Annotated in this window: 21 protein-coding genes and 1 pseudogene; 18 read left to right on the plus strand and 4 right to left on the minus strand. The window is 69.5% G+C overall.

Annotated elements, in window-relative coordinates; all coding sequences use genetic code 11:
* Positions 1–23: 23 nt before the first annotated feature.
* Positions 24–710: a phosphonate utilization associated transcriptional regulator gene (locus AC07OQ_RS00900; protein WP_495051192.1), complete on the minus strand. Its 687-nt coding sequence runs from the start codon at positions 708–710 to the stop codon at positions 24–26.
* Positions 711–877: 167 nt separating this feature from the next.
* Here AC07OQ_RS00900 and AC07OQ_RS00905 point away from each other — a divergent pair, with 167 nt between their 5' ends.
* The 15 genes and pseudogenes from AC07OQ_RS00905 (at position 878) to AC07OQ_RS00975 (ending at position 15,767) form a co-directional block, all read left to right on the plus strand.
* Positions 878–1,918: a putative 2-aminoethylphosphonate ABC transporter substrate-binding protein gene (locus tag AC07OQ_RS00905; protein ID WP_495051193.1), complete on the plus strand. Its 1,041-nt coding sequence runs from the start codon at positions 878–880 to the stop codon at positions 1,916–1,918.
* 17 nt (positions 1,919–1,935) lie between these two features.
* Positions 1,936–3,030, plus strand: a complete 1,095-nt coding sequence (locus AC07OQ_RS00910; RefSeq protein ID WP_495051194.1) for a putative 2-aminoethylphosphonate ABC transporter ATP-binding protein — start codon at positions 1,936–1,938, stop codon at positions 3,028–3,030.
* Between the two features lie 26 nt (positions 3,031–3,056).
* Positions 3,057–4,769 (plus strand): putative 2-aminoethylphosphonate ABC transporter permease subunit, encoded by a 1,713-nt coding sequence (locus AC07OQ_RS00915; protein WP_495051195.1) that lies wholly within the window; start codon positions 3,057–3,059, stop codon positions 4,767–4,769.
* Between the two features lie 21 nt (positions 4,770–4,790).
* Entirely contained in the window at positions 4,791–5,894 is a 1,104-nt protein-coding gene (locus tag AC07OQ_RS00920) for a 2-aminoethylphosphonate--pyruvate transaminase (RefSeq protein WP_495051196.1), read from the plus strand.
* A gap of 13 nt (positions 5,895–5,907) precedes the next feature.
* Positions 5,908–6,723, plus strand: a complete 816-nt coding sequence (gene phnX / locus AC07OQ_RS00925) for a phosphonoacetaldehyde hydrolase (RefSeq protein WP_495051197.1) — start codon at positions 5,908–5,910, stop codon at positions 6,721–6,723.
* Positions 6,724–6,791: 68 nt separating this feature from the next.
* Positions 6,792–7,552 (plus strand): annotated as a pseudogene (locus tag AC07OQ_RS00930) (IS5 family transposase).
* 26 nt (positions 7,553–7,578) lie between these two features.
* Entirely contained in the window at positions 7,579–8,394 is an 816-nt protein-coding gene (locus AC07OQ_RS00935; RefSeq protein ID WP_495051198.1) for a thymidylate synthase, read from the plus strand.
* An 18-nt stretch (positions 8,395–8,412) separates the two neighbouring features.
* Positions 8,413–8,925 carry a dihydrofolate reductase gene (locus AC07OQ_RS00940; protein ID WP_495051199.1) on the plus strand — a complete coding sequence of 171 codons (513 nt, stop codon included), beginning with the start codon at positions 8,413–8,415 and terminating at the stop codon, positions 8,923–8,925.
* A gap of 115 nt (positions 8,926–9,040) precedes the next feature.
* Complete coding sequence (locus AC07OQ_RS00945; RefSeq protein ID WP_495051200.1) at positions 9,041–11,995, plus strand: monovalent cation/H+ antiporter subunit A; 2,955 nt, start codon at positions 9,041–9,043, stop codon at positions 11,993–11,995.
* Entirely contained in the window at positions 11,995–12,339 is a 345-nt protein-coding gene (locus AC07OQ_RS00950) for a Na+/H+ antiporter subunit C (RefSeq protein ID WP_495051201.1), read from the plus strand. Before AC07OQ_RS00945 ends, AC07OQ_RS00950 begins: the two co-directional genes overlap by 1 nt.
* Before the next feature lie 23 nt (positions 12,340–12,362).
* Positions 12,363–14,048, plus strand: a complete 1,686-nt coding sequence (locus AC07OQ_RS00955) for a monovalent cation/H+ antiporter subunit D (RefSeq protein WP_495051376.1) — start codon at positions 12,363–12,365, stop codon at positions 14,046–14,048.
* Positions 14,045–14,536, plus strand: coding sequence for a Na+/H+ antiporter subunit E (locus tag AC07OQ_RS00960; RefSeq protein ID WP_495051202.1), 492 nt, complete (start codon positions 14,045–14,047; stop codon positions 14,534–14,536). Before AC07OQ_RS00955 ends, AC07OQ_RS00960 begins: the two co-directional genes overlap by 4 nt.
* On the plus strand, positions 14,533–14,811 hold the full coding sequence (locus AC07OQ_RS00965; protein WP_495051203.1) for a K+/H+ antiporter subunit F: 279 nt from the start codon (positions 14,533–14,535) through the stop codon (positions 14,809–14,811). The genes AC07OQ_RS00960 and AC07OQ_RS00965 overlap by 4 nt, the downstream gene beginning before the upstream one ends.
* Positions 14,808–15,179, plus strand: a complete 372-nt coding sequence (gene mnhG, locus AC07OQ_RS00970) for a monovalent cation/H(+) antiporter subunit G (RefSeq protein WP_495051204.1) — start codon at positions 14,808–14,810, stop codon at positions 15,177–15,179. Before AC07OQ_RS00965 ends, mnhG begins: the two co-directional genes overlap by 4 nt.
* 12 nt (positions 15,180–15,191) lie before the next feature.
* Positions 15,192–15,767 carry a DUF4337 domain-containing protein gene (locus AC07OQ_RS00975; protein ID WP_495051205.1) on the plus strand — a complete coding sequence of 192 codons (576 nt, stop codon included), beginning with the start codon at positions 15,192–15,194 and terminating at the stop codon, positions 15,765–15,767.
* Between the two features lie 7 nt (positions 15,768–15,774).
* Here the strand turns inward: AC07OQ_RS00975 and AC07OQ_RS00980 are convergent, their stop codons facing one another.
* Positions 15,775–16,662 (minus strand): helix-turn-helix transcriptional regulator, encoded by an 888-nt coding sequence (locus tag AC07OQ_RS00980; RefSeq protein ID WP_495051206.1) that lies wholly within the window; start codon positions 16,660–16,662, stop codon positions 15,775–15,777.
* A gap of 111 nt (positions 16,663–16,773) precedes the next feature.
* Here AC07OQ_RS00980 and AC07OQ_RS00985 point away from each other — a divergent pair, with 111 nt between their 5' ends.
* Positions 16,774–17,691 carry a DMT family transporter gene (locus tag AC07OQ_RS00985; protein WP_495051207.1) on the plus strand — a complete coding sequence of 306 codons (918 nt, stop codon included), beginning with the start codon at positions 16,774–16,776 and terminating at the stop codon, positions 17,689–17,691.
* A gap of 87 nt (positions 17,692–17,778) precedes the next feature.
* On the opposite strand, the gene AC07OQ_RS00990 is transcribed toward AC07OQ_RS00985, so the two are convergent.
* Positions 17,779–18,702, minus strand: coding sequence for a LysR family transcriptional regulator (locus tag AC07OQ_RS00990; RefSeq protein WP_495051208.1), 924 nt, complete (start codon positions 18,700–18,702; stop codon positions 17,779–17,781).
* 123 nt (positions 18,703–18,825) lie between these two features.
* Here AC07OQ_RS00990 and AC07OQ_RS00995 point away from each other — a divergent pair, with 123 nt between their 5' ends.
* On the plus strand, positions 18,826–19,575 hold the full coding sequence (locus AC07OQ_RS00995) for an SDR family oxidoreductase (RefSeq protein WP_495051209.1): 750 nt from the start codon (positions 18,826–18,828) through the stop codon (positions 19,573–19,575).
* Positions 19,576–19,589: 14 nt separating this feature from the next.
* On the plus strand, positions 19,590–20,549 hold the full coding sequence (locus AC07OQ_RS01000; protein WP_495051210.1) for an alpha/beta fold hydrolase: 960 nt from the start codon (positions 19,590–19,592) through the stop codon (positions 20,547–20,549).
* A 76-nt stretch (positions 20,550–20,625) separates the two neighbouring features.
* Here the strand turns inward: AC07OQ_RS01000 and argS are convergent, their stop codons facing one another.
* Positions 20,626–22,311, minus strand: a complete 1,686-nt coding sequence (gene argS / locus AC07OQ_RS01005) for an arginine--tRNA ligase (RefSeq protein WP_495051211.1) — start codon at positions 22,309–22,311, stop codon at positions 20,626–20,628.
* Positions 22,312–22,386 lie beyond the last annotated feature (75 nt).

Here is a 22,386-nt window from a genome sequence, read left to right on the forward strand (position 1 = left end):
GTTTTTGGGTCGGCCGACCGTCGTCAGTCCGCCTGCGGCCGGTGCTTCTGCCGCGTGCGTTCGCGGCTGTTCATCACATGCTCGAACATCGCCGCACCGGCCGCCTCGACATCGCCCGAGGCGATGGCCTTGACGATCTGGCGATGCTCGCGCGCATAGACGGCCATCGAGTCATGACTGAGGTTCTGGCGCCGGAACAGGGTCAGTTCCTTGGTCAGCTTGCGGTAGACCGCGGTCAGCTTGGCATTGCCGGCCAGCTCCAGCAGGCGGTCGTGGAAGGCCAGATTGGTCTCGTGGAACAGTGCCGCGTCGTCGGTCTTGGCGGCCTGCTCCATCGTCTCGACCAGGCGGCGCAGCTCGCGCACCTGCAGGGTGCTGAGGGTCTCGGCCAGCTTGCGGCCGACATACTGGTCCATCATCGCGCGGACCTCGAAGATCTCCAGCGCCTCCTCCACCGGCACAGCGCGCACGAACACGCCGCGGTTCTTCTCGGTGCGCACCAGACCCGCCTCCTCCAGCATGCGGAAGGCCTCGCGCACCGGGGCGCGCGAGACGCCCAGCTGCTCGGCCAGCAGTTGCTCGGTCAGCTTGTCGCCGCCTTGCAGCGCGCCGGAGAGGATCTGCGCCTCGATATGCGTCTGCACCAGGTCGGCGAGCGAATTGCGCTGCAGTTGTGCGATGGTTGGCTGAAGCGGGCTGGCGGTACTCATAATGGATTCCAGTGTATCGACCTGATTCGAGAACATTGAAGATTGTCGACAATCGACAACATCCACCCTACAAAAACCCTTGGTCTCGATCTTGCATTGCTCATGTGACACGGGTTTGTCATTTGCAAAAGCCATAAACGCGGCTGTTCATTGCCAAGGAGCTAACGATGACGTTCTTGATGAGGAAGATGCTTGCCGGCCTGATGGGCGCGGCGCTCGCCGGCGGCGCGCTGGCTGCCGACAAGGTGCAGTTGACCGTCTACACGGCGCTGGAGACCGACCAGCTGAAGGCCTACCAGACCGCCTTCAACCAGGTGGTGCCCGACGTGGAGATCAAATGGGTGCGCGACTCGACCGGCGTGATCACCGCCAAGCTGCTGGCCGAGAAGGCCAACCCGCAGGCCGACGTGGTGTGGGGCGTGGCCGCCTCCAGCCTCGCCCTGCTGCAGAGCAACGGCATGCTGGAGCCCTATGCGCCGCTGAACCTGGACGCCATCATGCCGCAGTACCGCGACAAGAAGGCCGTGCCGGCCTGGTGGGGCATGGACGTGTTCGGCGCCACCGTCTGCTTCAACACCGTCGAGGCCAAGAAGCGCAACATCCCGCTGCCGACGACCTGGAAGGACCTGCTGAAGCCCGAATTCAAGGGCCAGGTCGTGATGCCCAACCCGGCCTCCTCGGGCACCGGCTACTTCGACGTCGTGGCCTGGCTCAAGCTCTGGGGCGACGACAACGGCAAGGGCGGCGGCTGGAAGTACATGGACGCGCTGCACGAGAACATCGCCCAGTACACCCACTCCGGCTCCAAGCCCTGCAACATGGCCGCCGCCGGTGAATACGTGGCCGGCATCTCCTTCGAGTACCGCGGCCACAGCAACAAGAGCAAGGGCGCGCCGATCGAGCTGGTGTTCCCCAAGGAAGGCCTGGGCTGGGACCTGGAGGCCTTCGCGATCCACAAGGGCACGAAGAAGCTCGAGGCCGCCAAGAAGCTGGCCGACTGGGCCTCCAGCAAGGACGCGATGCAGCTGTACGGCAAGAACTTCGCGATCACGGCCCAGCCCGGCGTGGCGCCCAAGCTGGCCAACATTCCGGGCGACTACGAGGCGCGCCTGGTGAAGCTGGACTTCACCGAGTCCGCCAACGCCCGCGAGCGCGTGCTGGCCGAATGGACCAAGCGCTACGACGTCAAGAGCGAGAAGAAGAAGTAAGCCCGAGAAAGCCGGCGATGACCAGCACCCAGCCCTATCTGGAACTGCGGGACCTGAACAAGCGCTTCGGCGCTTTCACGGCCCTGCAGGACATCCAGCTCGCCATCCAGCGCGGCGAGTTCGTCTGCTTCCTCGGCCCTTCGGGCTGCGGCAAGACGACCCTGCTGCGCATCATCGCCGGTCTGGAGGTACAGACCCACGGCCGCCTGATCCAGGACGGCCGCGATATCTCCAGCGCGCCTCCGGCCGGCCGCGACTACGGCATCGTGTTCCAGTCCTACGCGCTGTTCCCCAATCTGACGATCGCGCAGAACGTGGCCTACGGCCTGGTGAACCGCGGCCAGCCCCGCGGCCAGCGCGCCGCCCGGGTGGAGGAGCTGCTGGCCCTGGTCGGGCTGCCGGGCAGCGGCGGCAAGTATCCGGCCCAGATGTCGGGCGGCCAGCAGCAACGCGTCGCGTTGGCGCGTGCGCTGGCCACCGCGCCGGGCCTGCTGCTGCTGGACGAACCGCTGTCGGCGCTGGACGCGATCGTGCGCGTGCATCTGCGCAACGAGATCCGCGCGCTGCAGAAGAAGCTCGGGGTCACCACCATCATGGTCACGCACGACCAGGAGGAGGCGCTGTCGGTGGCCGACCGCATCGTCGTGATGAACCAGGGGCGCATCGAGCAGATCGGCACGCCGATGCAGATCTACCGTCAGCCCGCTTCGGCCTTCGTGGCCGATTTCGTCGGCAAGGTGAACCGGCTCGATGCCGTCTCCGAGGGCGAGCGCTGGTTCCGCTGCGGCGCCAAGCGCTGGCAATGCCCGCCCGGTCAGGGCGCGGAGTTCGGCCCCGGCGCCGCGGCGGCCCTGTATCTGCGCCCCGAGGACCGCGTCATCGAGGGCCTGGCCGATGATCACCCGGGCCTGTGCGAGGGCCGGGTCGAGCGGGTCGAATTCCTGGGCGGCAACTGCCTGGCCCGCATCGCGATCGAAGGCATGGAAGACCAGCCGGTGGACCTGCAGTTCTCGCTGAACCAGATGGATGAATTCGGCGTCGCCGCCGGCCGGCGTCTGCGCTTTGCCCTGCGCACCGACCGACTGCGCGCATTTCCGGCGAGCGCCTCGTGAATACCGCCGCCAAAGCGCTGCCACCCATGCCCTCCGTCCCTCGTGCCCGCCCCGCCACCGCCGGCATGCGCCTGCGCGTGCCGGCCTCGGAGCGGCTGGCGCATCTGGGCCTGCTCGCCGTGACGGCCTTGCTGCTGATCGGCCTGGGCGGGCCGCTGCTGGCCCTGCTCTCCCAGGCCTTCGCGCAGGGCGGCAAGGAGGGGGCGCTGGCCCATTTCATCGCCTATCTCGCTTCGCCGGCGCTGCTCAGCAGCCTGTGGAACAGCCTCTGGGTGGCGCTGCTGGTGACGGCCATCGTGCTGCCGCTGGCCTTCACCTTCGCCTACGGTCTGACGCGCAGTTGCATGCCCGCCAAGAGCCTGCTGCGCAGCATCAGCCTGCTGCCGCTGCTGGCGCCCTCGCTGCTGTCGGCCATCTCGCTGATCTACTGGTTCGGCAACCAGGGCGTGGCCAAGGGCTTCTGGAACCTGCTGGGTTTCGAGAGCATCTATGGCGCCTCCGGCCTGGTGCTGGCCGAGTGTTTCGCGGTGTTCCCGCACACCCTGATGATCCTGGTCACGGCCCTGTCGATGGCCGACGCCAGGCTTTACGAGAGCGCCGACGCGCTGGGCACCTCGCGGCTGCGCAAGTTCTTCACGATCACCCTGCCCGGCGCCAAATACGGTCTGATCTCGGCGGCCCTGGTGACCTTCACCCTGGTGATCACGGATTTCGGCGTGCCCAAGGTGGTCGGCGGCGACTTCAATGTGCTGGCCACCGATGTGTTCAAGCTGGTGATCGGTCAGCAGGACTTCCAGCGCGGCGCCGTGGTCGCCCTGCTGCTGCTGACGCCGGCGGTCCTCAGCTTCGCGATCGACCAGCTCTTGCAGCGCCGCCAGACCGCGATGCTCAGCGCGCGTGCCGTCGCCCTCTGCCCGCGGCCAGCGCGCGGCTTCGACCTGCTGATGCTGGCCTACTGCGGCCTGATCGCCGCGCTGATGCTGGCCATGTTCCTGATGGCGGTCTATGCCTCCTTCGTGACCTTGTGGCCCTACAACCTGAGCCCGAGCCTGAACCACTATGTCAGCGGCATCATCGACGCCGAGCTGGGCGACGCGGTCGTCAACAGCCTGAAGCTGGCCGCCGGCACCGCGCTGATCGGTCCGGTGATCGTCTTCGCCGGCGCCTACCTGCTGGAGAAGACCCGTGGCCTCGACGCCCTGCGCGCCCTGCTGCGCCTGCTTGCCAGCCTGCCGATGGCGGTGCCGGGTCTTGTCCTGGGCCTGGGCTACATCTTCTTCTTCAACGCGCCCGCCAATCCGCTGCACTTCATGTACCAGAGCGGCGCGCTGCTGGTGCTGTGCACCATCGTGCACTTCTACACCACCGGCCACCTGACCATGGTGACGGCGCTGAAGGCCCTGGATGCCGAGTTCGAGGCGGTCTCGGCCTCCTTGAAGGTGCCCTTCTACAAAACCCTGTGGCGCGTCACCCTGCCGATCTGCCTGCCGACCCTGATCGATGTCTCGCGCTATTTCTTCGTCAACGCGATGACCACGATCTCGGCCGTGGTCTTCCTCTACTCGCCCGACACGCGCCTGGCCTCGGTGGCCATCCTGAACCTGGACGAGGCCGGCGAGATCGGCGCGGCCACCGCGATGGCCGTGCTGATCGTCGGCGTCTCCACCGCCGTGAACTTCCTCTACCTGCTGCTGGGCCGCTGGGCTCAGCACCGCACCCAGGCCTGGCGCCAGCGCTGAGCCGCCCTTTCCGAACCCATCATGGACCGCGACAACATCCTCCTCACCCCCGGCCCCCTGACCACGACCCTGCGCACCAAGCTCGCGATGCTGAAGGACTGGGGCTCCTGGGACGCCGACTTCAACGCGCTGACCGCCACCCTGCGCGCCGGCCTGCTGGACGTGATCCACGGCAGGGACAGCCATGTCGTCGTGCCCCTGCAGGGCAGCGGCACCTTCAGCGTCGAGGCCGCGGTCGCGACCGTCGTGCCGCGCGACGGCCATCTGCTGGTGCTGGACAACGGCGCCTACTGCAAGCGCATGGGCCGTCTCGCCACCCTGATGGGCCGCAGGACCACCATCGCGACCCGCCCCGAGGATCAGCCGGTCTCGGCCGCCGAGCTCGAGCGCCTGCTGGAGGACGACCCCAGCATCACCCATGTGGGCCTGATCCATTGCGAGACCGGCACCGGCATCATCAACCCGCTGGATGAGGTCGGCGCGGTGTGCGAACGCCTGGGCCGTGGCCTGATCGTCGACGCGATGAGCAGCTTCGGCGCCCTGCCCATCGACGCGCGCGAGCTGCGCTTCGACGCGCTGATCGCCGCCAGCGGCAAATGCCTGGAGGGCGTGCCCGGCATGGGCTTCGTCTTCATCCGCAAGGACATCCTGGACGGCTGCGCCGGCAGCAGCCATTCGCTGGCGATGGACCTGCACGATCAATACACCTACATGGAACGCAGCGGCCAATGGCGCTTCACCCCGCCCACCCATGTGGTCGCGGCGCTGGCCGAGGCGCTCAAGCAGTTCCAGGAGGAAGGCGGGCAGCCCGCCCGGCTGGCGCGCTACCAGGCCAACCAGCGCGTGCTGGTCGAGGGCCTCGCGGCGCTGGGGCTGAAACCCTTCCTGCGGCCGGCGCTGCTGTCGCCGATCATCGTCACCTTCCTGGCGCCCGAGGATCCGCGCTACGACTTCAAGACCTTCTATGCCAGCGCCAAGGCCCAGGGCTTCATGCTCTACCCGGGCAAGCTGACCGAGCTCGAGACCTTCCGCGTCGGCTGCATCGGCGCGATCGGCCCCAAGGAGATGCAGCAGGCGGTGGACGCGGTGGCGCGCAGCCTGCACGCGATGGGCCTGGGCCGCTGAAGGAGCATACCGAATGAAGAACGAACAAATCCGTCTGCAGGCCGTCGTGTTCGACTGGGCCGGCACCATCGTCGACTTCGGCTCGCGCGCGCCGATGGGCGCCTTCGTGCGCCTGTTCGAGCGCTTCGGCATCGAGATCAGCATCGCCGAGGCCCGCGGCCCGATGGGCATGGCCAAATGGGACCATATCAAGGCCCTGGGCGGCCTGCCGCGCATCGCCGCCCAATGGCAGGTGCGGCATGGCCGCCCCTTCGCGGACGCCGATGTCGACCATCTCTACGAGGTCTTCACGCCGATGAACGCGGCCGTGGTGCCCGACTTCGCCGACTTCATTCCCGGCGCGCTGGACACCGTGGCCGCGCTGCGCGCGCGCGGCCTGAAGATCGGCTCCACCACCGGCTACAACCGCCCCATCATGGAGGTCGTGAGCCCGCTCGCCGCGGCCGGCGGCTATGTGCCGGACAACCTGGTCTGCGCCGGCGACCTGGCCGCGGGGCGGCCCTCGCCGCTGATGATGTACCGCTGCTTTGCCGATCTCGGCGTCTGGCCGGCGGACCGCGTGCTGAAGGTGGACGACACCGGGGTCGGCATCGCCGAAGGCCTGAACGCGGGCTGCTGGACCGTCGGCGTCGCGGTCAGCGGCAATGCGGTGGGCCTGAGCCTGGCCGAATGGCAGGCCCTGCCGGCCGCCGAGCAGCAGGCGCTGCGCGAGCGCGCCACGGCCCAGCTGCGGGCCGACGGCGCGCATTACGTGGTGGACAGCGTCGCGCAGCTGCTGCCGGTGCTGGACGACATCGAGGCGCGGCTGGCGCGTGGCGAGCGCCCCTAGGCTGAATCGACATTCAGAGCGGAGGTGTTAAGAGATGAGACGATTCGGGCAGGAGGAACAAGGCCCGAATGTCTCGCCCAAGCCGCTACGAACTGACAGATCACCAATGGGAACGTCTTGAGGGCTTGCTGCCCGGCAAGGCCTCGGACCCTGGACGCAGTGGTGCAGACAACCGCGCATTCGTCAATGGCGTGCTTTGGGTGCTGCGCTCAGGGGCTCGCTGGAGCGATCTACCGGAGCGCTACGGCAAGTACAAGACCGTGCACAAGCGCTTCACGCGCTGGGCGGCGGCCGGGGTCTGGGAGCAGGTGTTTGCGGTGCTGGTCAAAGACCGGGGCAATCAGTACTTGTTGATAGACAGCACCATCGTCCGCGCGCACCAGCAGGCCGCGACCGGAAAAGGGGGGCCAAGAATCCGGCTCTGGGGCGTTCCCGAGGCGGTCTGAGCACGAAGATTCACATGGCCAGCGATGGCCAGGGTAGGCCGTTGAGGCTGATCCTCACGCCGGGGCAAGTCAATGACATCCCCCAGGCTCCAGAGCTGATCAAAGACTTCAAGCCGACGCATGTGCTGGCAGACAAGGGCTATGACAGCCGCGCGCTCGTGGCGCAGATCGAGGCGGCTGGCGCGCAAGCTGTGATACCGCCACGCAGTTGCCAGCAGGCGCGCCCCTTCGATGCCACGCTGTACCGAGCGCGCAATGCCATTGAGCGCTGCTTCGGGCGACTCAAGCAGTTCCGCCGCATTGCCACCCGCTATGACCGCAAGGCCGCCCACTTCATGGCCTTCCTTTGCCTCGCCGCCTGCCTGGCTTGGCTACCGGATTGAATGTCGATTCAGCCTAGAATGCCGGCATGAGCGCCCCCTCCCAGTACGAAGATTTCATGCGCCATGTGTTCGAGCATGGCGTCGCCAAGACCGACCGCACCGGCACCGGCACGCGCAGCGTGTTCGGCCACCAGATGCGTTTCGACCTGAGCCGGGGCTTCCCGCTGGTGACCACCAAGAAGGTGCACCTGAAGTCCATCATCCTGGAACTGCTGTGGTTTCTGCGCGGCGAGTCCAACGTGAAATGGCTGCAGGAGCGCGGCTGCACGATCTGGGACGAATGGGCGCGCGAGGACGGCGACCTGGGCCCGGTCTACGGCGTGCAGTGGCGCAGCTGGCCGGCGCCCACCCCGGACAATCCCAGCGGCCATATCGACCAGATCGCCGAGGTCGTCAAGCAGCTGAAGAGCAACCCCGATTCGCGCCGCATCATCGTCAGCGCCTGGAACGTGGCCGAACTCGGCCAGATGGCCCTGATGCCCTGCCATGCCTTCTTCCAGTTCTATGTGGCCGACGGCAAGCTGTCCTGCCAACTCTACCAGCGCAGCGCCGACATCTTCCTGGGTGTGCCCTTCAACATCGCCAGCTATGCGCTGCTGACCCAGATGCTGGCCCAGCAATGCGATCTGCAACTGGGCGACTTCGTCTGGACCGGCGGCGACTGCCATATCTACAGCAACCATTTCGAGCAGGTGCAGACCCAGCTGGCGCGCCAGCCCTTCGCCTATCCGCAAATGCTGATCAAGCGCCGCCCGGCCTCGATCTTCGACTACGCGTACGAGGACTTCGAGCTGAAGGACTACCAGCACCATCCGGCCATCAAGGCGGCGGTGGCGGTATGAGCCGCGCCTGAGCCACGTATGAGCCGAATTTCACTGATCGCCGCCGTCGCCCGCGATGGCGGCATCGGCCGCGGCAACGAGCTGCTGGCCCGCCTCCCCGAGGACATGGCGCGCTTCAAGGCGCTGACCCTGGGACATGCCGTGATCATGGGCCGCAAGACCTGGGACTCGATCCCGGCCAGGTTCCGCCCGCTGCCTGGCCGCCGCAACCTCGTGCTGAGTCGCCAGCCCGGCCTGGCGCTGGAGGGCGCCGAGACCTTCGGCACGCTGGACGCCGCGCTGACGGCATGCGCCGACGCTGCCGAGGTCTTCGTGATCGGCGGCGCGGAGATCTATGCCCTGGCCCTGCCGCGCGCCGACCGCCTGCTGCTGACCGAGCTGGACACCGTTTTCGACGCCGCCGACGCCTTCTTCCCGCCCTGGTCGCGCGCGGACTTCGCCGAGCTCGCGCGCGAGTCCCGCCACAGCCCGGCCGAGCGCGGCCATGGCTGGGACTACGCCTTCGTGGACTACCAGCGCCGCAAGGCCTGAACCCGAGCCCGAGTCGGAACCCCGGGGCGCGGCCAGGGTCTCTCGAGCGCGGCGCCAGCATGCCGGCCCGGCGTCCCGCCGGGGGCACAAAAAGCGGCCCTTAAACTCGGGCACCATGCTGTTCCTGACCATCGCACTGCCGCTGCTCGGCGCCGCCCTGGCCGTCGTCCTGCCTACCAAGGCCCGCAACGCCGAGTCGACCCTGGCCGGCCTGGTGGCGCTGGCCGGCCTCGTGCGCATGGCCCTGCTGTGGCCGGCGGTGCGAGCGGGCGAGGTGATCCGCGAGGAGGTCCTGTGGCTGCCCTCGCTGGGCATCAACTGGGTGGCCCGGGTCGACGGCTTCGCCTGGATGTTCGCGATGCTGGTGCTGGGCATCGGCCTGCTGGTCGTGATCTATGCGCGCTACTACATGTCGCCAAGCGATCCGATGGCGCGCTTCTATGCCGCCTTCCTCGCCTTCATGGGCGCGATGCTGGGCGTGGTGCTATCGGGCAACCTGATCCAGCTGGTGTTCTTCTGGGAGCTGACCAGCCTGTTCTCCTTCCTGCTGATCGGCTACTGGCACCACCGGCGCGACGCGCGCCGCGGCGCCCGCATGGCGCTGACGGTCACCGGCAGCGGCGGCCTCGCCCTGCTGGCCGGCGTGCTGCTGCTGGGCCATATCGTCGGCAGCTACGAGCTCGACGCGGTGCTGGCCGCCGGAGAGACGATCCGAGCCCACCGGCTCTACACGCCGGCCCTGCTGCTGGTGCTGCTGGGCGCACTCAGCAAGAGTGCGCAGTTTCCCTTCCACTTCTGGCTGCCGCACGCGATGGCGGCGCCCACGCCGGTCTCGGCCTATCTGCATTCGGCCACGCTGGTGAAGGCCGGCGTGTTCCTGCTGGCGCGGCTGTGGCCGGCGCTGGCGGGCAGCGAACAATGGTTCTGGATCGTCGGCGGCGCGGGCCTGACGACCCTGCTGCTGGGCGCCTATGCGGCGATGTTCCAGAATGACCTGAAGGGCGTGCTGGCCTATTCGACGATCAGCCACCTGGGCCTGATCACCCTGCTGCTGGGGCTGAACAGCCCGCTGGCCGCGGTCGCGGCGGTGTTCCACATCATGAACCACGCGACCTTCAAGGCCTCGCTATTCATGGCCGCCGGCATCGTCGACCACGAGACCGGCACGCGCGACATCCGCCGCCTGGACGGCCTGTTCCGCCTGATGCCGATCACCGGCACCCTGGCCATGGTGGCCAGCGCCGCGATGGCCGGCGTGCCCCTGCTCAACGGTTTCCTGTCGAAGGAGATGTTCTTCGCCGAGACGGTCTACATCAGCTCGCTGCCCTGGGTGGAGTACGGCCTGCCGCTGGCGGCCACGCTGGCCGGCGTGTTCGCGGTGGTCTATTCGCTGCGCTTCGGCTACGACATCTTCTTCGGCCCCACCGACGCCGCCGCGCTGCCGCGCCGGCCGCATGACCCGCACCGCTGGATGATGCTGCCGGTGGCCCTGCTGGTGCTGGCCTGTCTGGTGGTCGGCGTGATGCCCAACCACTCGGTCGGCCCGCTGCTCGCGGCCGCGGCGCTGCCCGTCGTGGGCACGGCATTGCCCGAGTACAGCCTGGCCCTCTGGCACGGCTTCAAGCTGCCGCTGGCGATGAGCCTGGTGGCGCTGGCCGGCGGCATCGGCCTGTACCTGCTGCTGCGCCGCCGGCTCGAGCAGGGCTATTTTCAGCAGACGCCGCTGATCCATCGCCTGGATGGCAAGCGCCAGTTCGAGCGCCTGCTGGCCCTGCTGAGCGGCGGAGCGCGCCGCCTGACGCGCCGGCTCGGCACGCGCCGCCTGCAATCCCAGCTGTTCTGCGTGCTGTTGGCCGCCGCCGCGATAACTCTGCTGGCGCTGCAGGCGCCGCGCGGGCCGGACGGCGCCGGCCCCACCTGGGGCCTGACTTGGGGAGATCGCCCGCGCGTGCCGCTCTCGCCGGTGTTCGCGGTGCTGTGGCTGGTGGGCGGCGCCTGCGCCATCGGCGCGGCCGTGCAGGCCAAGTACCACCGCCTGGCGGCCCTGATGATGATGGGCGTGGCCGGCCTCGTGACCTGCCTGACCTTCGTCTGGTTCTCGGCGCCCGATCTCGCGCTGACCCAGCTGGCCGTGGAGTTCGTCACCACGGTGCTGTTCCTGCTGGGGCTGCGCTGGCTGCCCAAGCGCATCGAGCGCTATGGCGAGGACGAGGGCGACGACAGCCCGCACAACCTCGGCCGGCGCACGCGCGACCTGGCCCTGGCCCTGCTCAGCGGCACCGGCCTGGCCGCGCTGGCCTACGCGATGATGACCCGCCCGGCCCCGCTGAGCATCTCGCCCTTCTTCATCGAGAGGGCCCTGCCCGAGGGCGGCGGCAGCAATATCGTCAACGTGATGCTGGTGGACTTCCGCGGCCTTGACACGCTGGGCGAGATCACCGTGCTGGGCGCCGTGGGCCTGACCATCTATGCGCTGCTGCGCTGCTTCCGGCCGCCGCGCGAGAGCATCGGGGCGCCACGCCAGCAGCAGGCCGTGCAAAGGGTCGAGCAGCGGGGCGGCGCCAGCGACCTGGCCCATCCGCGCACCGCGCGCGACACCGCCTTCGGCTATCTGCTGGTGCCCGCCGTGCTGGTGCGCCTGCTGCTGCCGGTGGCCTGGGTGGTGGCGGTGCATCTGCTCCTGCGCGGCCACAACCAGCCGGGCGGCGGCTTCGTCGCCGGCCTGGTGGTGGCGATCGCCTTCATCGCCCAGTACATGGTGGCCGGCACGCATTGGGTGGAGACGCGGCTGCGCGTCCGCCCGGTGCGCTGGATCGCGCTGGGCCTGCTGGCCGCCGCCGGCACGGGACTGGCGGCCCTGTTGTTCGGTTACCCCTTCCTGACCACCCACACGGCCCATCTGAGCCTGCCCCTGATCGGCGAACTACACCTCGCCAGCGCCACCTTCTTCGACCTCGGCGTGTTCGCCGCCGTGGTCGGCGCCACCCTGCTGATCCTCACCGCGCTGGCCCATCAGTCGCTGCGCCGGCCCAGGTCGGCCGCGGCCGGCCAGGAAGGCGGGGCGGACTGATGGAGATCGTGCTGGCCCTGGCCATCGGCGTGCTCGGCGGCGCCGGCGTCTGGCTGCTGCTGCGCCCGCGCACCTTCCAGGTGCTGATGGGCCTATCCCTGCTGTCCTATGCGGTGAACCTGTTCATCTTCGCCACCGGCAGCCTGTCGATCGGCGCCGAGCCCATCGTGCGCGCCGGCCTGCCGGCCACCTTGGAGCATTACACCGACCCGATGCCGCAGGCCCTGGTGCTGACCGCGATCGTGATCGGCTTCGCCACCACCGCGCTGTTCCTGGTCGTGCTGCTGGCCGCGCGCGGCCTGGCCGGCACCGACCATGTGGACGGCCAGGAGGACGCGCGGTGATCCAGTCCTGGATAGCCGCGGCGATGCCGCATCTGGTGATCGCGCCCATCCTGCTGCCTATGCTGACGGCGGCGCTGATGCTGCTGCTCGGCGAGAAACGCCGCAATGCCAAGGCGGCGCTGAACCTGCTGTCCTGTGCGCTGGGCCTGCTCGTCGCGGCGGCCCTGCTGGCCTGGGTGGATGCGCAGCCCGGGCCGCTGGCCTATGGCGTCTACCTGCCGTCCAACTGGCCGGTGCCCTATGGCATCGTGCTGGTGGCCGACCGGCTCTCGGCCCTGCTGCTGCTGCTGGCCGGCGCGATCGGCCTGGCCGCGGCGCTGTTCGCGCTGGCGCGCTGGCAACGCGCCGGCGTGCATTTCCATCCGCTGTTCCAGATCCAGCTGATGGGCCTCAACGGCGCCTTCCTGACCGGCGACCTGTTCAATCTGTTCGTGTTCTTCGAGGTGATGCTGGTCGCGTCCTATGGCCTGCTGCTGCACGGCTCGGGCCGCGCGCGCGTCGGCGCCGGCCTGCACTACATCGCGATCAACCTGCTGGCCTCCTCGCTGTTCCTGCTCGGCGCGGCCCTGCTGTACGGCATCACCGGCACGCTCAACATGGCCGACATGGCCCACAAGCTGGCCCAGATCCCGGCCGCCGACCGCGGTCTGATGCATGCCGGCGCGGCCCTGCTGGGCCTGGCCTTCCTGATCAAGGCGGCGATGTGGCCGCTGAGCTTCTGGCTGGTGCCGGCCTATTCGGCCGCCAGCGCGCCGGTGGCCGCGCTGTTCGCGATCATGACCAAGGTCGGGCTCTATGCGGTGCTGCGGCTGTGGACCCTGTTCTTCCCGGCCGATATGGCCCCGGACGGCAGCGGCCCGATGCCCTTCGGCGGCCAGGTGCTGGTCTGGGGCGGGCTGGCGACCTTGGCCTTCGGCGCGCTCGGCGCGCTGGCCAGCCAGCATCCGGGCCGGCTGGCCGGCCATGCCATCATCGTCTCGGCCGGCACCCTGCTGGCGGCCGTGGGCATGCGCCAGAGCGTGGTCACCGGCGGCGCGTTGTTCTACCTGCTCAGCTCCACCCTGGCGGCCGGCGCGCTGTTCCTGCTGGTCGAATTGATCGAGCGCTCGCGCGAGGTGGAGGACGAGGCCATGCGCGCCGCGCCCGAGGACGACCATCGGCCGGACCTGCCCGGCGCGGTGCCGGCCGGCGTCAACCTCGACGACGAGGAAATGCCCCTGATCGGCCGCGCCATCCCGGCCGCGATGGCCTTCCTGGGCCTGTCCTTCATCGTCTGCACCCTGCTGGTGGCGGGGCTGCCGCCGCTGTCCGGCTTCGTCGCCAAGTTCGCCCTGCTGTCGGCGCTGCTGAACCCGGCCGGCCTGGGCGCGTCGGCCGCGGCTGCGCCGGGCCTGGCCGGCTGGGCCCTGCTGGCCCTGCTGATCGGCTCGGGCCTGGCCTCGACGATCGCGCTGTCGCGCATCGGCATCCGCTATTTCTGGGCGCCGCAGCAGCGCGCGGCGCCGCGCCTGCGCGTGATCGAATGCCTGCCGATCCTGCTGCTGCTGTCGGCCTGCGCGCTGCTGACCTGGCGGGCCGGCCCGGTGCTGCGCTATGCCGACGCCGCCGCGGCCGCGCTGCACCGCCCGGCGGCCTATATCGAGGCGGTGCTGTCGGCCCGACCCGTGCCGCCGCCCGTACCGCCCACGCGGCAAGGACCGCCCCCATGAAACGACTGTTCTCGACGCCCTTGCTGTCGGCGGCGCTGGCGGCCCTGTGGCTGCTGCTGAACCGGCCGACCCCGGGCCATCTGCTGATCGCCATCGTGCTGGCGCTGGCCCTGCCGATCATGAGCGCGCCGCTGCGCCCGCAGCGCGGCGCGGTGCGCCGTCCCTGGGTGCTTGTGCGCCTGATCATGGCGGTGGGCCGGGACGTGGTGGGCTCGGCCCTGCAGGTGGCGCGCGGCGTGCTGGCCGGGCGCCGGCGCCCGCCCGACAGCCGCTTCGTGCGCGTGCCGCTGGACCTGCGCGACGGCCATGGACTGGCCGCGCTGGCCGTGATCACGACCGCGGTGCCCGGCACCGTGTGGAGCGAGCTGGCGGCCGACCGCAGCTCGCTGCTGCTGCATGTGTTCGACCTGGAGAACGGCGACACGGCCGGCTTCATCGCCCAGTACAAGCAGCGTTACGAGCGACCGCTGATGGAGATCTTCGAATGAGCCCGCTGCTGTCCGGCGCGATCATCGCGACCCTGGCCTGCTACACGCTGGCGATGGTGCTGACCGCGCTGCGCCTGCTGCGCGGCCCCTCGGCCCAGGACCGCGTGCTGGCGCTGGACTTCCTCTACATCCTCGGCATGCTCTTGGTGCTGGTGCTGGGCATCCGCTACGGCAGCCAGATGTATTTCGAGGCCGCGCTGCTGGTCGGGCTGTTCGGCTTCCTCGGCTCGGCGGCGCTGGCCAAGTTCCTGCTGCGCGGCGAGGTGATCGAATGAGCGACGCGCCGCTGCCGCTGTGGGCCGAGGCCCTGATAGCGCTGCTGCTGCTGGCCAGCGGCCTGCTGGCCCTGATCAGCGCGCTGGGGCTGCAGCGCCTGCCCAGCTTCTTCCTGCGCATGCATGCGCCGGCCATCACCGCGGCGCTGGGCGTGTGGGCCGTGGCCCTGGCCTCGATCCTGTACTTCTCGCTGCGCCACGGCCGGCTGGAGCTGCAGAGCTGGCTGATCATCCTGCTGCTGGCCGTCACCGCCCCGGTGACCACCACCCTGCTGGCGCGCGCGGCGCTGTTCCGCAAGCGCGGCGAGGCCGGCCGCGACGACGGGGAGCGCGCCGACGCAGGCACAATGCAGGCCCCCGATCAATAGAGGAACAAGACGATGTCCGGTGGTGGTTTCCATGTCCACGGGCCGCATGACCACGAGCTGGAGCATGCGGCGCAGCACGAACCCAAGGGCCTGGCCGGCCAGCTGGCGGTGATCACCGCGGTGCTGGCCACGGTCGGCGCCTTCTTCGCCTATATGGGCGGCGCCACGCAGGCCAATGCGGGCCTGTACAAGAACAACGCGGCCATCAAGAAGACCGAGGCCGCCAACCAGTGGAACTACTACCAGGCCAAGAGCAGCAAGCAGAACCTGGCGGAGCTGGCCGTGGTGCTCGTCGCGGAGGACAAGAAGCCGCGTTACCAGGACGAGATCGAGCGCTACAAGAAGGAGAAGACCGAGATCAAGGACAAGGCCGAGGCGCTGGAGAAGGATTCGGCCGACTGGGACCAGCGCAGCGAGGAGCAGCTGCATCTGCACCACCGCTGGGCCCAGGCCACCACCGCGCTGCAGATCTCGATCGCGCTGGCCGCGATCGCGCTGCTGACCAAGAAGCGCTGGATGGAGGGGGCCACCCTGGCGGCCGGCGGCATCGGCATCGCCCTGGGGCTGGCCGCCTGGCTGCATTTCTGAGCCCGGCCTAGCCCGGCGCCGCGGCCGCCCGGCGATAGCGCGCCGCCGAGGCCAGGCCGGCGCCGCGCAGCGCCGCGTTCAGATGGCTCAGATGGGCATAGCCGGCCCGCTCGGCCACTTGCTGCAGGCTCAGGCGACCGCGGGCCAGCAGCTCGCGGGCCAGGGCCAGCCGTCGGCGCATCACCCAGGCGTGCGGGCTGAGTCCGAAGCTCGCCTTGAACATGCGCAGGAAGTGGAACTCCGACAGGCAGGCCGCCTCGGCCAGCTCCTGCAGCGCCGGCGCCCTGCCCGGGGCAGCCTCGATGCGCTCCAGCACGCGGCGCCGCGCCGCGGGCGACAGGCCGCCGCGCAGGTCGGGCGGCGCCCGGCGCGCGCCGCTGTACCTCAGCAGCAGCCGGCTCTGCATCTGCAGCACCAGCTGCTGCACGCGCAGCCCGGCGTCGCCCGCCTGCCAGTCGATGCCGGCCAGCGCACGCCCCTGCGCGGCCAGCAGCGGATCGTCGAAGTAGATGCGGTCCTGCAGGGTGGCCAGGCGCGGATCGAGATCGAACCAGCGCTCGGCCGCCTCGGCCAGCGGCAGCCGCGGCAGGTAGAGGTGCAGCAGCTGCAGCCGGCCGCGCACATCCCAGCGCGAGCGATGGCCGGCCGGCATGCAGCACAGGCTGCCCGGCCCGCCGCGCGCGCCCAGCGCATCGCGGCAGCGCACCTCCTCCCCGCCCTCCAGGTAGAGCGACAGGGTGTGGTGCTCGGGGCTCAGGTACTCGGCCTCGGTGTCCGCATTGCGCCACTGCACCAGCCAGGCCCCGTCCATGCCCACCGGCAGGGCGCGCAGCGCGGTCGCGCGCGAGCGCAGCAGTTCGTCGAAGACCTGGAAACCCACCGGTGTGCTTGCCATGGCGCCAGCTTAGCGGGCCGGCGCCGCGCCGAGCCGGGCGACACGGCAGGCCGGCGCGATAAGCGCAATTTCCTGCCACGCCCGCGCCCCGGCCGGCCGCAGACTGGGCCCATGCTCAACACCACCGCCCTGCTCTACCTGACGACCGTGCTGATCTGGGGCACGACCTGGATCGCATTGAAGCTGCAGATCGGCCCGGTCCCCATCACCTGGTCGATCGCCTATCGCTTCTGGCTGGCCGCGGCCGTGCTGATGGCCTGGCTGGCCTGGCGGCGCCAGTGGCGCCTGCCGCCGCGCGGCCTGTGGCCCCTGCTGCTGTGCCAGGGCCTGCTGCTGTTCTGCCTGAACTTCATCTGTTTCTTCCATGCCAGCCGCTGGATCGCCAGCGGCCTGGTGGCCGTGTGCTTCTCGACCGCGCCGCTGTGGAATGCGCTGAACGGCCGCCTGCTGCAGGGCAAGCCGCTGGCCCCCCGGGTGATGCTGGGCGGCGCGCTGGGCCTCGCGGGCCTGCTGCTGCTGTTCGGCACAGAAATGCTGAAGGACCTGGCGCACAGCGAGACCCTGTGGGGGCTGGGCTTGGCGCTGGCCGGCACCTACTGCTTCTCGCTGGGCAATCTGCTGTCCGGCGCGATGCAGCGCCAGGGCCAGACGCCGCTGCAGACCAATGCCTGGGCGATGGGCATCGGCGCCTGCGCGGTGGCGGGCCTGGCGCTGCTGAGCGGCCAGCCGCCGCGCTTCGACCCCTCGCCCAGCTATGTCGGCGCCTGGCTGTACCTGGCCCTGCCCGGTTCGGTGATCGGCTTCACCGCCTATCTGACCCTGGTGGGCCGGCTCGGGGCGGATCGCGCCGCCTACTGCACCGTGCTGTTCCCGGTGGTGGCGCTGAACATCTCGGCCTGGGCGGAGGGCTACCGCTGGACCCTGCCGGCCCTGCTGGGCCTGGCCCTGGTGCTGGCCGGCAATGTGGTGGTGTTCTGGCGCGGCGGCGCTGCGCCCAAAAAAGAGGCAGAGCGACCCGCCGCCATATGAATCAATGAGTTGCAGAACTCATCTAAAGTCGACTCACAGTGTTATCCACAGAAAGCATGAATAGCTTGGACCAGCGCCCGCGGCAGATCAGGGAGCGGTGACCTCCAGCCCCTGCACCAGCCGCTTGCCCAGCCTGGGCTGGCGCAAACGCTCCAGCCACCATTGCAGGGCGCGGCCCTCCTGGTCGCCGTGCCATGCCACATACAGGGTGTTCGGCTCGCGCGGGTCGGCCATCTGCAGCTCCAGCAGTTCGCCGCGCGTCAGCAGACCGGCCACGCGATGGCGCGGCAGCCAGCCCACGCCCAGGCCGGCGCGCTGCGCCTGGATCTTGGCCTGCATGCTGGGCACCGCCAGCTGGGCCTGGCCGCCCTGCACGCCATAGCTGCGCGCGCCCTGGCCGCTGCGCGAGGTATCGGCCACCACCACCGCGCGCTGCGCCTGCACCAGCTCGCGCTGCAGCGGCTGCGCGGCCTTGGCCAGCGCGTGGCGGGGCGACACCGCGAACACCCAGTCCATCACCCCCAGCTCGAACCAGCGCAGCTTCGGAATCGACGGGGGCTCATTGGTCGCGCCGATCACCAGATCCGCCCGCCCCTCACGCAGCGCCTCCCAGGTGCCGCCCAGCACCTCGTGGGTGATGCGCAGGCCGACGCCGGACTGCAGGCGATCGAAGTCATCGATCACCGGCAGCAGGGTCTGGAACTCCAGCAGCTCGTCGGTGACGATGGTCAGCCGGTCTTCCCAGCCGCTGGCCACCTGTCTCACCCGGGTGTTCAGCCGCGCCACGTCCTGCATCAGGCGTGCCGCCTCCTGCGCCAGCAACTGGCCGGCCGGCGTCAGCTGCAGCCGGTAGCGGCGGCGGTCGAACAGCAGCGCGTCATAGCGCGCCTCCAGCTGGCGCGCCGCATGCGAAATGGTGGACGGCGCCTTGCCCAGCCGGGCCGCCGCGCGCGACAGGCTGCCGGCGGCGCTGATGGCCTGCAGCAGGGCGAGTTCCTCCTCGCTCAACATGTTCGATCCTTTCGAACGAATACATCGCCATTGTGATACGTCTTGCGGATCCAGCCCCAGCATCATTCAATCACGGCATGTCGCCGCAACCGACTGGCTCCGAACGAGTCGAAAGGAAACACCATGAACCGCTTTGCCAACAAGACCGTGCTGGTGACCGGAGGTAGCAGCGGCATCGGCCTGGCCGCCGCCAAGGCCTACGCCGCCGAGGGCGCCCGCGTCATCATCACCGGCCGCGACGAGCAGGCCCTGCAACAGGCCCGCGCCGAACTGGGCCAAAGCGCCCTGGCGCTGCGCAACGACGCCGGCAGCCTGGCCGACGCCAAGGCCCTGGCCGCCACCCTGTCCGGCCAGGACATCCGGCTGGACGCCGTCTTCATCAATGCCGGCACCGCCAAGTTCGCCCCCTTCGCCGAGGTGACCGAGTCGCTCTGGGACCTCAGCTTCGACACCAACGTCAAGGGCCCCTATTTCCAGATCCAGGCACTGCTGCCGCAGCTGAAGACCGGCGCGGCCATCGTGATCAACGGTTCCATCAATGCGCGCCTGGGCATGCCCAGCTCCTCGGTCTATGCGGCCAGCAAGGCCGCGCTGATCTCGCTGGCCAAGACCCTGTCCGGCGAGCTGCTGCCGCGCGGCATCCGCGTCAATGTGGTCAGCCCCGGCCCGGTGAGCACGCCGCTGTACGGCAAGCTGGGTCTGGATGCCGCCACCTTGGAAGCCACCGCTGCCGGCATCCTGAGCCAGATCCCGCTGGGCCGCTTCGGCACGCCCGAGGAGGTGGCCAGCACGGTGCTGCACCTGTCGGCCGCGGAATCCGCCTTCATCGTCGGCACGGAAGTGATCGTCGATGGCGGCATGAGCCAGCTCTGAGCCGGGAGCCCCGCATGCATAACTCCGTCACCCGCCGCGGCATGGCCGCTTTGCTGCTGAGTGCCTGGACGGCCCTGGCCGGTTTTGCCGGTCTGGTCGCCCACGCCCCGGCCCAGGCTCAAGGCGCCGCCAGCCCGATCGTCGAGCGCGACGCCCTGATCCGCAAGGACCTCAAGCTGCACTATCTGCAGGCCGGCCAGGGCGATGGCACGCCCATCGTGCTGCTGCACGGTTATGCCCAGACCAGCCGCATGTGGCGCAAGCTGATGCCGCACCTGGCGCAGGACCGCGTCGTCATCGCTCCGGACCTGCGCGGCGCCGGCGCTTCGGACAAGCCCGAAGGCGTCTATGACAAGAAGACGCTGGCGCAGGAGATCCATGCCCTGGTGCGTGCGCTGGGCCACAGGAAGGTGCGCATCGTCGGCCATGACATCGGCCTGATGGTGGCCTATGCCTATGCGGCCCAGTACCCGGACGAGGTGGAGCGCATCGTGCTGATGGATGCCTTCCTGCCCGGCGTGGGCGACTGGACCAAGGTCTGGCTGCTGCGCGACCTGTGGCACTTCCATTTCCATGGCCCGGTGCCCGAAGCCCTGGTGGCCGGCCGCGAGCGCATCTACTTCGAGCATTTCTGGAACGACTTCGCCGCCGACGGGACCCGCTCCGTGCCCGAGGAAGACCGCCAGGCCTACGCCGCCGCGTATGCCCAGCCGGGTGGCATGCGGGCCGGCTTCGCCTATTTCCAGGCCTTCGAGCAGGATGCCCGTGACTTCGCCGAGTTCGCCAAGACCCCGCTGGAGATGCCCATGCTGGTGCTGGCCGGCGAGCGGGCCTCGGGGCCGATGCTGATCGCCCAGGGCCGCGCGGTGGCCAGGCAGGTCGACGGACGTCTGGTGCAGGGCGCCGGCCACTGGCTGATGGACGAGGCGCCCGAGTTCACGATGACGGCCCTGCGGGAGTTCCTCCTGCGCTGACGGCTTGTCGCTGCGGCGATGCAGGCAGGCGGCCAACGGCAGACGATGGCCGCCTGCTTCATTTCTGACCGGGGCATCACATCCTCTCGGGCGCGCTCACGCCCAGCACGCCCAGGCCGTTGCGCAGCACCTGGGCGGCGGCCCCGAGCAGGGCCAGGCGCGCGCGCGCGAGTTCGGCATCGTCGACCAGGAAGCGCTCGGCCGCGTAGTAGGTGTGGAAGGCACCGGCCAGTCCGCGCAGGTAGAAGGCCACGTCGTGCGGCGCCAGGTCGCGCGCCGCGCCGGCCAGCATGCCCGGGTACTCGGCGAGCTTGCGCATCAGCGCGGCCTCGCTGGGCGCTACCAGGCGCTGCAGTTCGGCCTGCGCCAGGCGCGCGGGATCGCCGCCGCACTGCTCCCGCCACTGGCGCAACACCGAGCAGATGCGCGCATGCGCGTACTGCACGTAGTACACCGGGTTCTCCTCGTTCTGCCTCAGGGCCAGGTCGACATCGAAGGTGAACTCGGTATCGGCCTTGCGAGTGATCAGGAAGAAGCGCACCGCATCCTTGCTGGTCCATTCGATCAGCTCGCGCAGCGTCACGTAGGAGCCGGCGCGCTTGGAGAGCTTGAGCTCCTCGCCGCCCTTCATGACCGTGACCAGCTTGTGCAGCAGGTAGTCGGGATAGCCCTCGGGAATGCCCGCGCCCGCGGCCTGCAGCCCGGCGCGCACCCGCGCGATCGTGCCATGGTGGTCGCCGCCCTGGATGTTGACGACCCGGGTGAAGCCGCGCTCCCACTTGCCGAGGTGGTAGGCCACGTCGGGCACGAAGTAGGTGTAGGTGCCGTCGGACTTCCTCATGACGCGATCCTTGTCGTCGCCATAGTCCGTGGTTCGCAGCCACAACGCATCTTCGCGCTCGTAGGTCTTGCCGGCCTCGACCAGGCGGGCGACGGTCCGCTCGACACGGCCGCTCGTGTACAGGCTCGATTCGAGGAAATAGTTGTCGAACCTGACGCCGAAGGCCTGCAGGTCGAGGTCCTGCTCGTGGCGCAGGTAGGCCACCGCGAACTGGCGGATGCCTTCGAGATCCTCGGCGCGGCCTGACGCGGTGAAGACGCGGTCATCGGCCCGGACGGTCTTGCCGGCAAGGAAGTCGCGCGCGATGTCGGCGATGTACTCGCCGTTGTAGGCCGCCTGCGGCCAGGCCGCATCGCCGGGCTTGAGGCCGCGGATGCGGCACTGCGTCGACAGCGCCAGCGTGCCGATCTGCGCGCCCGCGTCGTTGTAGTAGAACTCGCGCGTGGCCTCGTAGCCCCGCGTCTCGAACAGCTTGCAGATCGCATCGCCGAGCGCGGCCTGGCGACCATGTCCGACATGCAGCGGCCCGGTCGGGTTGGCAGAGACGAACTCCACCATCACGCGCTGCCCGTTGGACGCCAGCCGCCCGAAGCCATCGCCGGCCGCCAGCACCTCGACGACGATCTGCTGCTTGGCCGCGGCCTTCAGGCGGATATTGATGAAGCCGGGGCCGGCGATCTCCATCGCGTCGACCCAGCGCTGGAAGGCAACGCGGCGGCCGAGGGCATCGATCAGGGTCCGCGCCAGCTCGCGCGGGTTCCGCTTCAGCGGCTTGGCCAGCTGCATGGCCGCGGTGCAGGCGAGGTCGCCGTGCGCGGCCTGCTTGGGCAGCTCGAAGGCGGCCACCGGGGCCAGCCCGGACGCGAGGCTCGCCAGTTCGGCGGCCAGTGCGTCCAGGAGTTCTTGCTGGGCGCGAATCATGATGCTGCCTTGGGCGGAAGATCGATGCCAACGGACCGAGCACATGCCATGAGCGGCGTCGGCCGCTGCACGCCT

The sequence above is a fragment of the Roseateles sp. GW821-FHT09B06 genome (genome assembly GCF_059418245.1).

Bases quoted from the DNA above. Each gene is read 5' to 3' on its own strand.
- AC07OQ_RS00940 (WP_495051199.1), top strand. From the start codon at position 8,413: ATGAGCCGAATTTCACTGATCGCCGCCGTCGCCCGCGATGGCGGCATC.
- AC07OQ_RS00965 (WP_495051203.1), top strand. From the start codon at position 14,533: ATGAGCCCGCTGCTGTCCGGCGCGATCATCGCGACCCTGGCCTGCTAC.
- AC07OQ_RS00985 (WP_495051207.1), top strand. From the start codon at position 16,774: ATGCTCAACACCACCGCCCTGCTCTACCTGACGACCGTGCTGATCTGG.
- AC07OQ_RS00950 (WP_495051201.1), top strand. From the start codon at position 11,995: ATGGAGATCGTGCTGGCCCTGGCCATCGGCGTGCTCGGCGGCGCCGGC.
- AC07OQ_RS00980 (WP_495051206.1), bottom strand. From the start codon at position 16,662: ATGGCAAGCACACCGGTGGGTTTCCAGGTCTTCGACGAACTGCTGCGC.
- AC07OQ_RS00910 (WP_495051194.1), top strand. From the start codon at position 1,936: ATGACCAGCACCCAGCCCTATCTGGAACTGCGGGACCTGAACAAGCGC.
- mnhG (WP_495051204.1), top strand. From the start codon at position 14,808: ATGAGCGACGCGCCGCTGCCGCTGTGGGCCGAGGCCCTGATAGCGCTG.
- AC07OQ_RS00990 (WP_495051208.1), bottom strand. From the start codon at position 18,702: ATGTTGAGCGAGGAGGAACTCGCCCTGCTGCAGGCCATCAGCGCCGCC.
- AC07OQ_RS00960 (WP_495051202.1), top strand. From the start codon at position 14,045: ATGAAACGACTGTTCTCGACGCCCTTGCTGTCGGCGGCGCTGGCGGCC.
- AC07OQ_RS00915 (WP_495051195.1), top strand. From the start codon at position 3,057: ATGCCCTCCGTCCCTCGTGCCCGCCCCGCCACCGCCGGCATGCGCCTG.
- AC07OQ_RS00920 (WP_495051196.1), top strand. From the start codon at position 4,791: ATGGACCGCGACAACATCCTCCTCACCCCCGGCCCCCTGACCACGACC.
- AC07OQ_RS00975 (WP_495051205.1), top strand. From the start codon at position 15,192: ATGTCCGGTGGTGGTTTCCATGTCCACGGGCCGCATGACCACGAGCTG.
- phnX (WP_495051197.1), top strand. From the start codon at position 5,908: ATGAAGAACGAACAAATCCGTCTGCAGGCCGTCGTGTTCGACTGGGCC.
- AC07OQ_RS00945 (WP_495051200.1), top strand. From the start codon at position 9,041: ATGCTGTTCCTGACCATCGCACTGCCGCTGCTCGGCGCCGCCCTGGCC.
- AC07OQ_RS00905 (WP_495051193.1), top strand. From the start codon at position 878: ATGACGTTCTTGATGAGGAAGATGCTTGCCGGCCTGATGGGCGCGGCG.
- AC07OQ_RS00995 (WP_495051209.1), top strand. From the start codon at position 18,826: ATGAACCGCTTTGCCAACAAGACCGTGCTGGTGACCGGAGGTAGCAGC.
- AC07OQ_RS01000 (WP_495051210.1), top strand. From the start codon at position 19,590: ATGCATAACTCCGTCACCCGCCGCGGCATGGCCGCTTTGCTGCTGAGT.
- AC07OQ_RS00900 (WP_495051192.1), bottom strand. From the start codon at position 710: ATGAGTACCGCCAGCCCGCTTCAGCCAACCATCGCACAACTGCAGCGC.
- AC07OQ_RS00955 (WP_495051376.1), top strand. From the start codon at position 12,363: ATGCCGCATCTGGTGATCGCGCCCATCCTGCTGCCTATGCTGACGGCG.
- AC07OQ_RS00935 (WP_495051198.1), top strand. From the start codon at position 7,579: ATGAGCGCCCCCTCCCAGTACGAAGATTTCATGCGCCATGTGTTCGAG.
- argS (WP_495051211.1), bottom strand. From the start codon at position 22,311: ATGATTCGCGCCCAGCAAGAACTCCTGGACGCACTGGCCGCCGAACTG.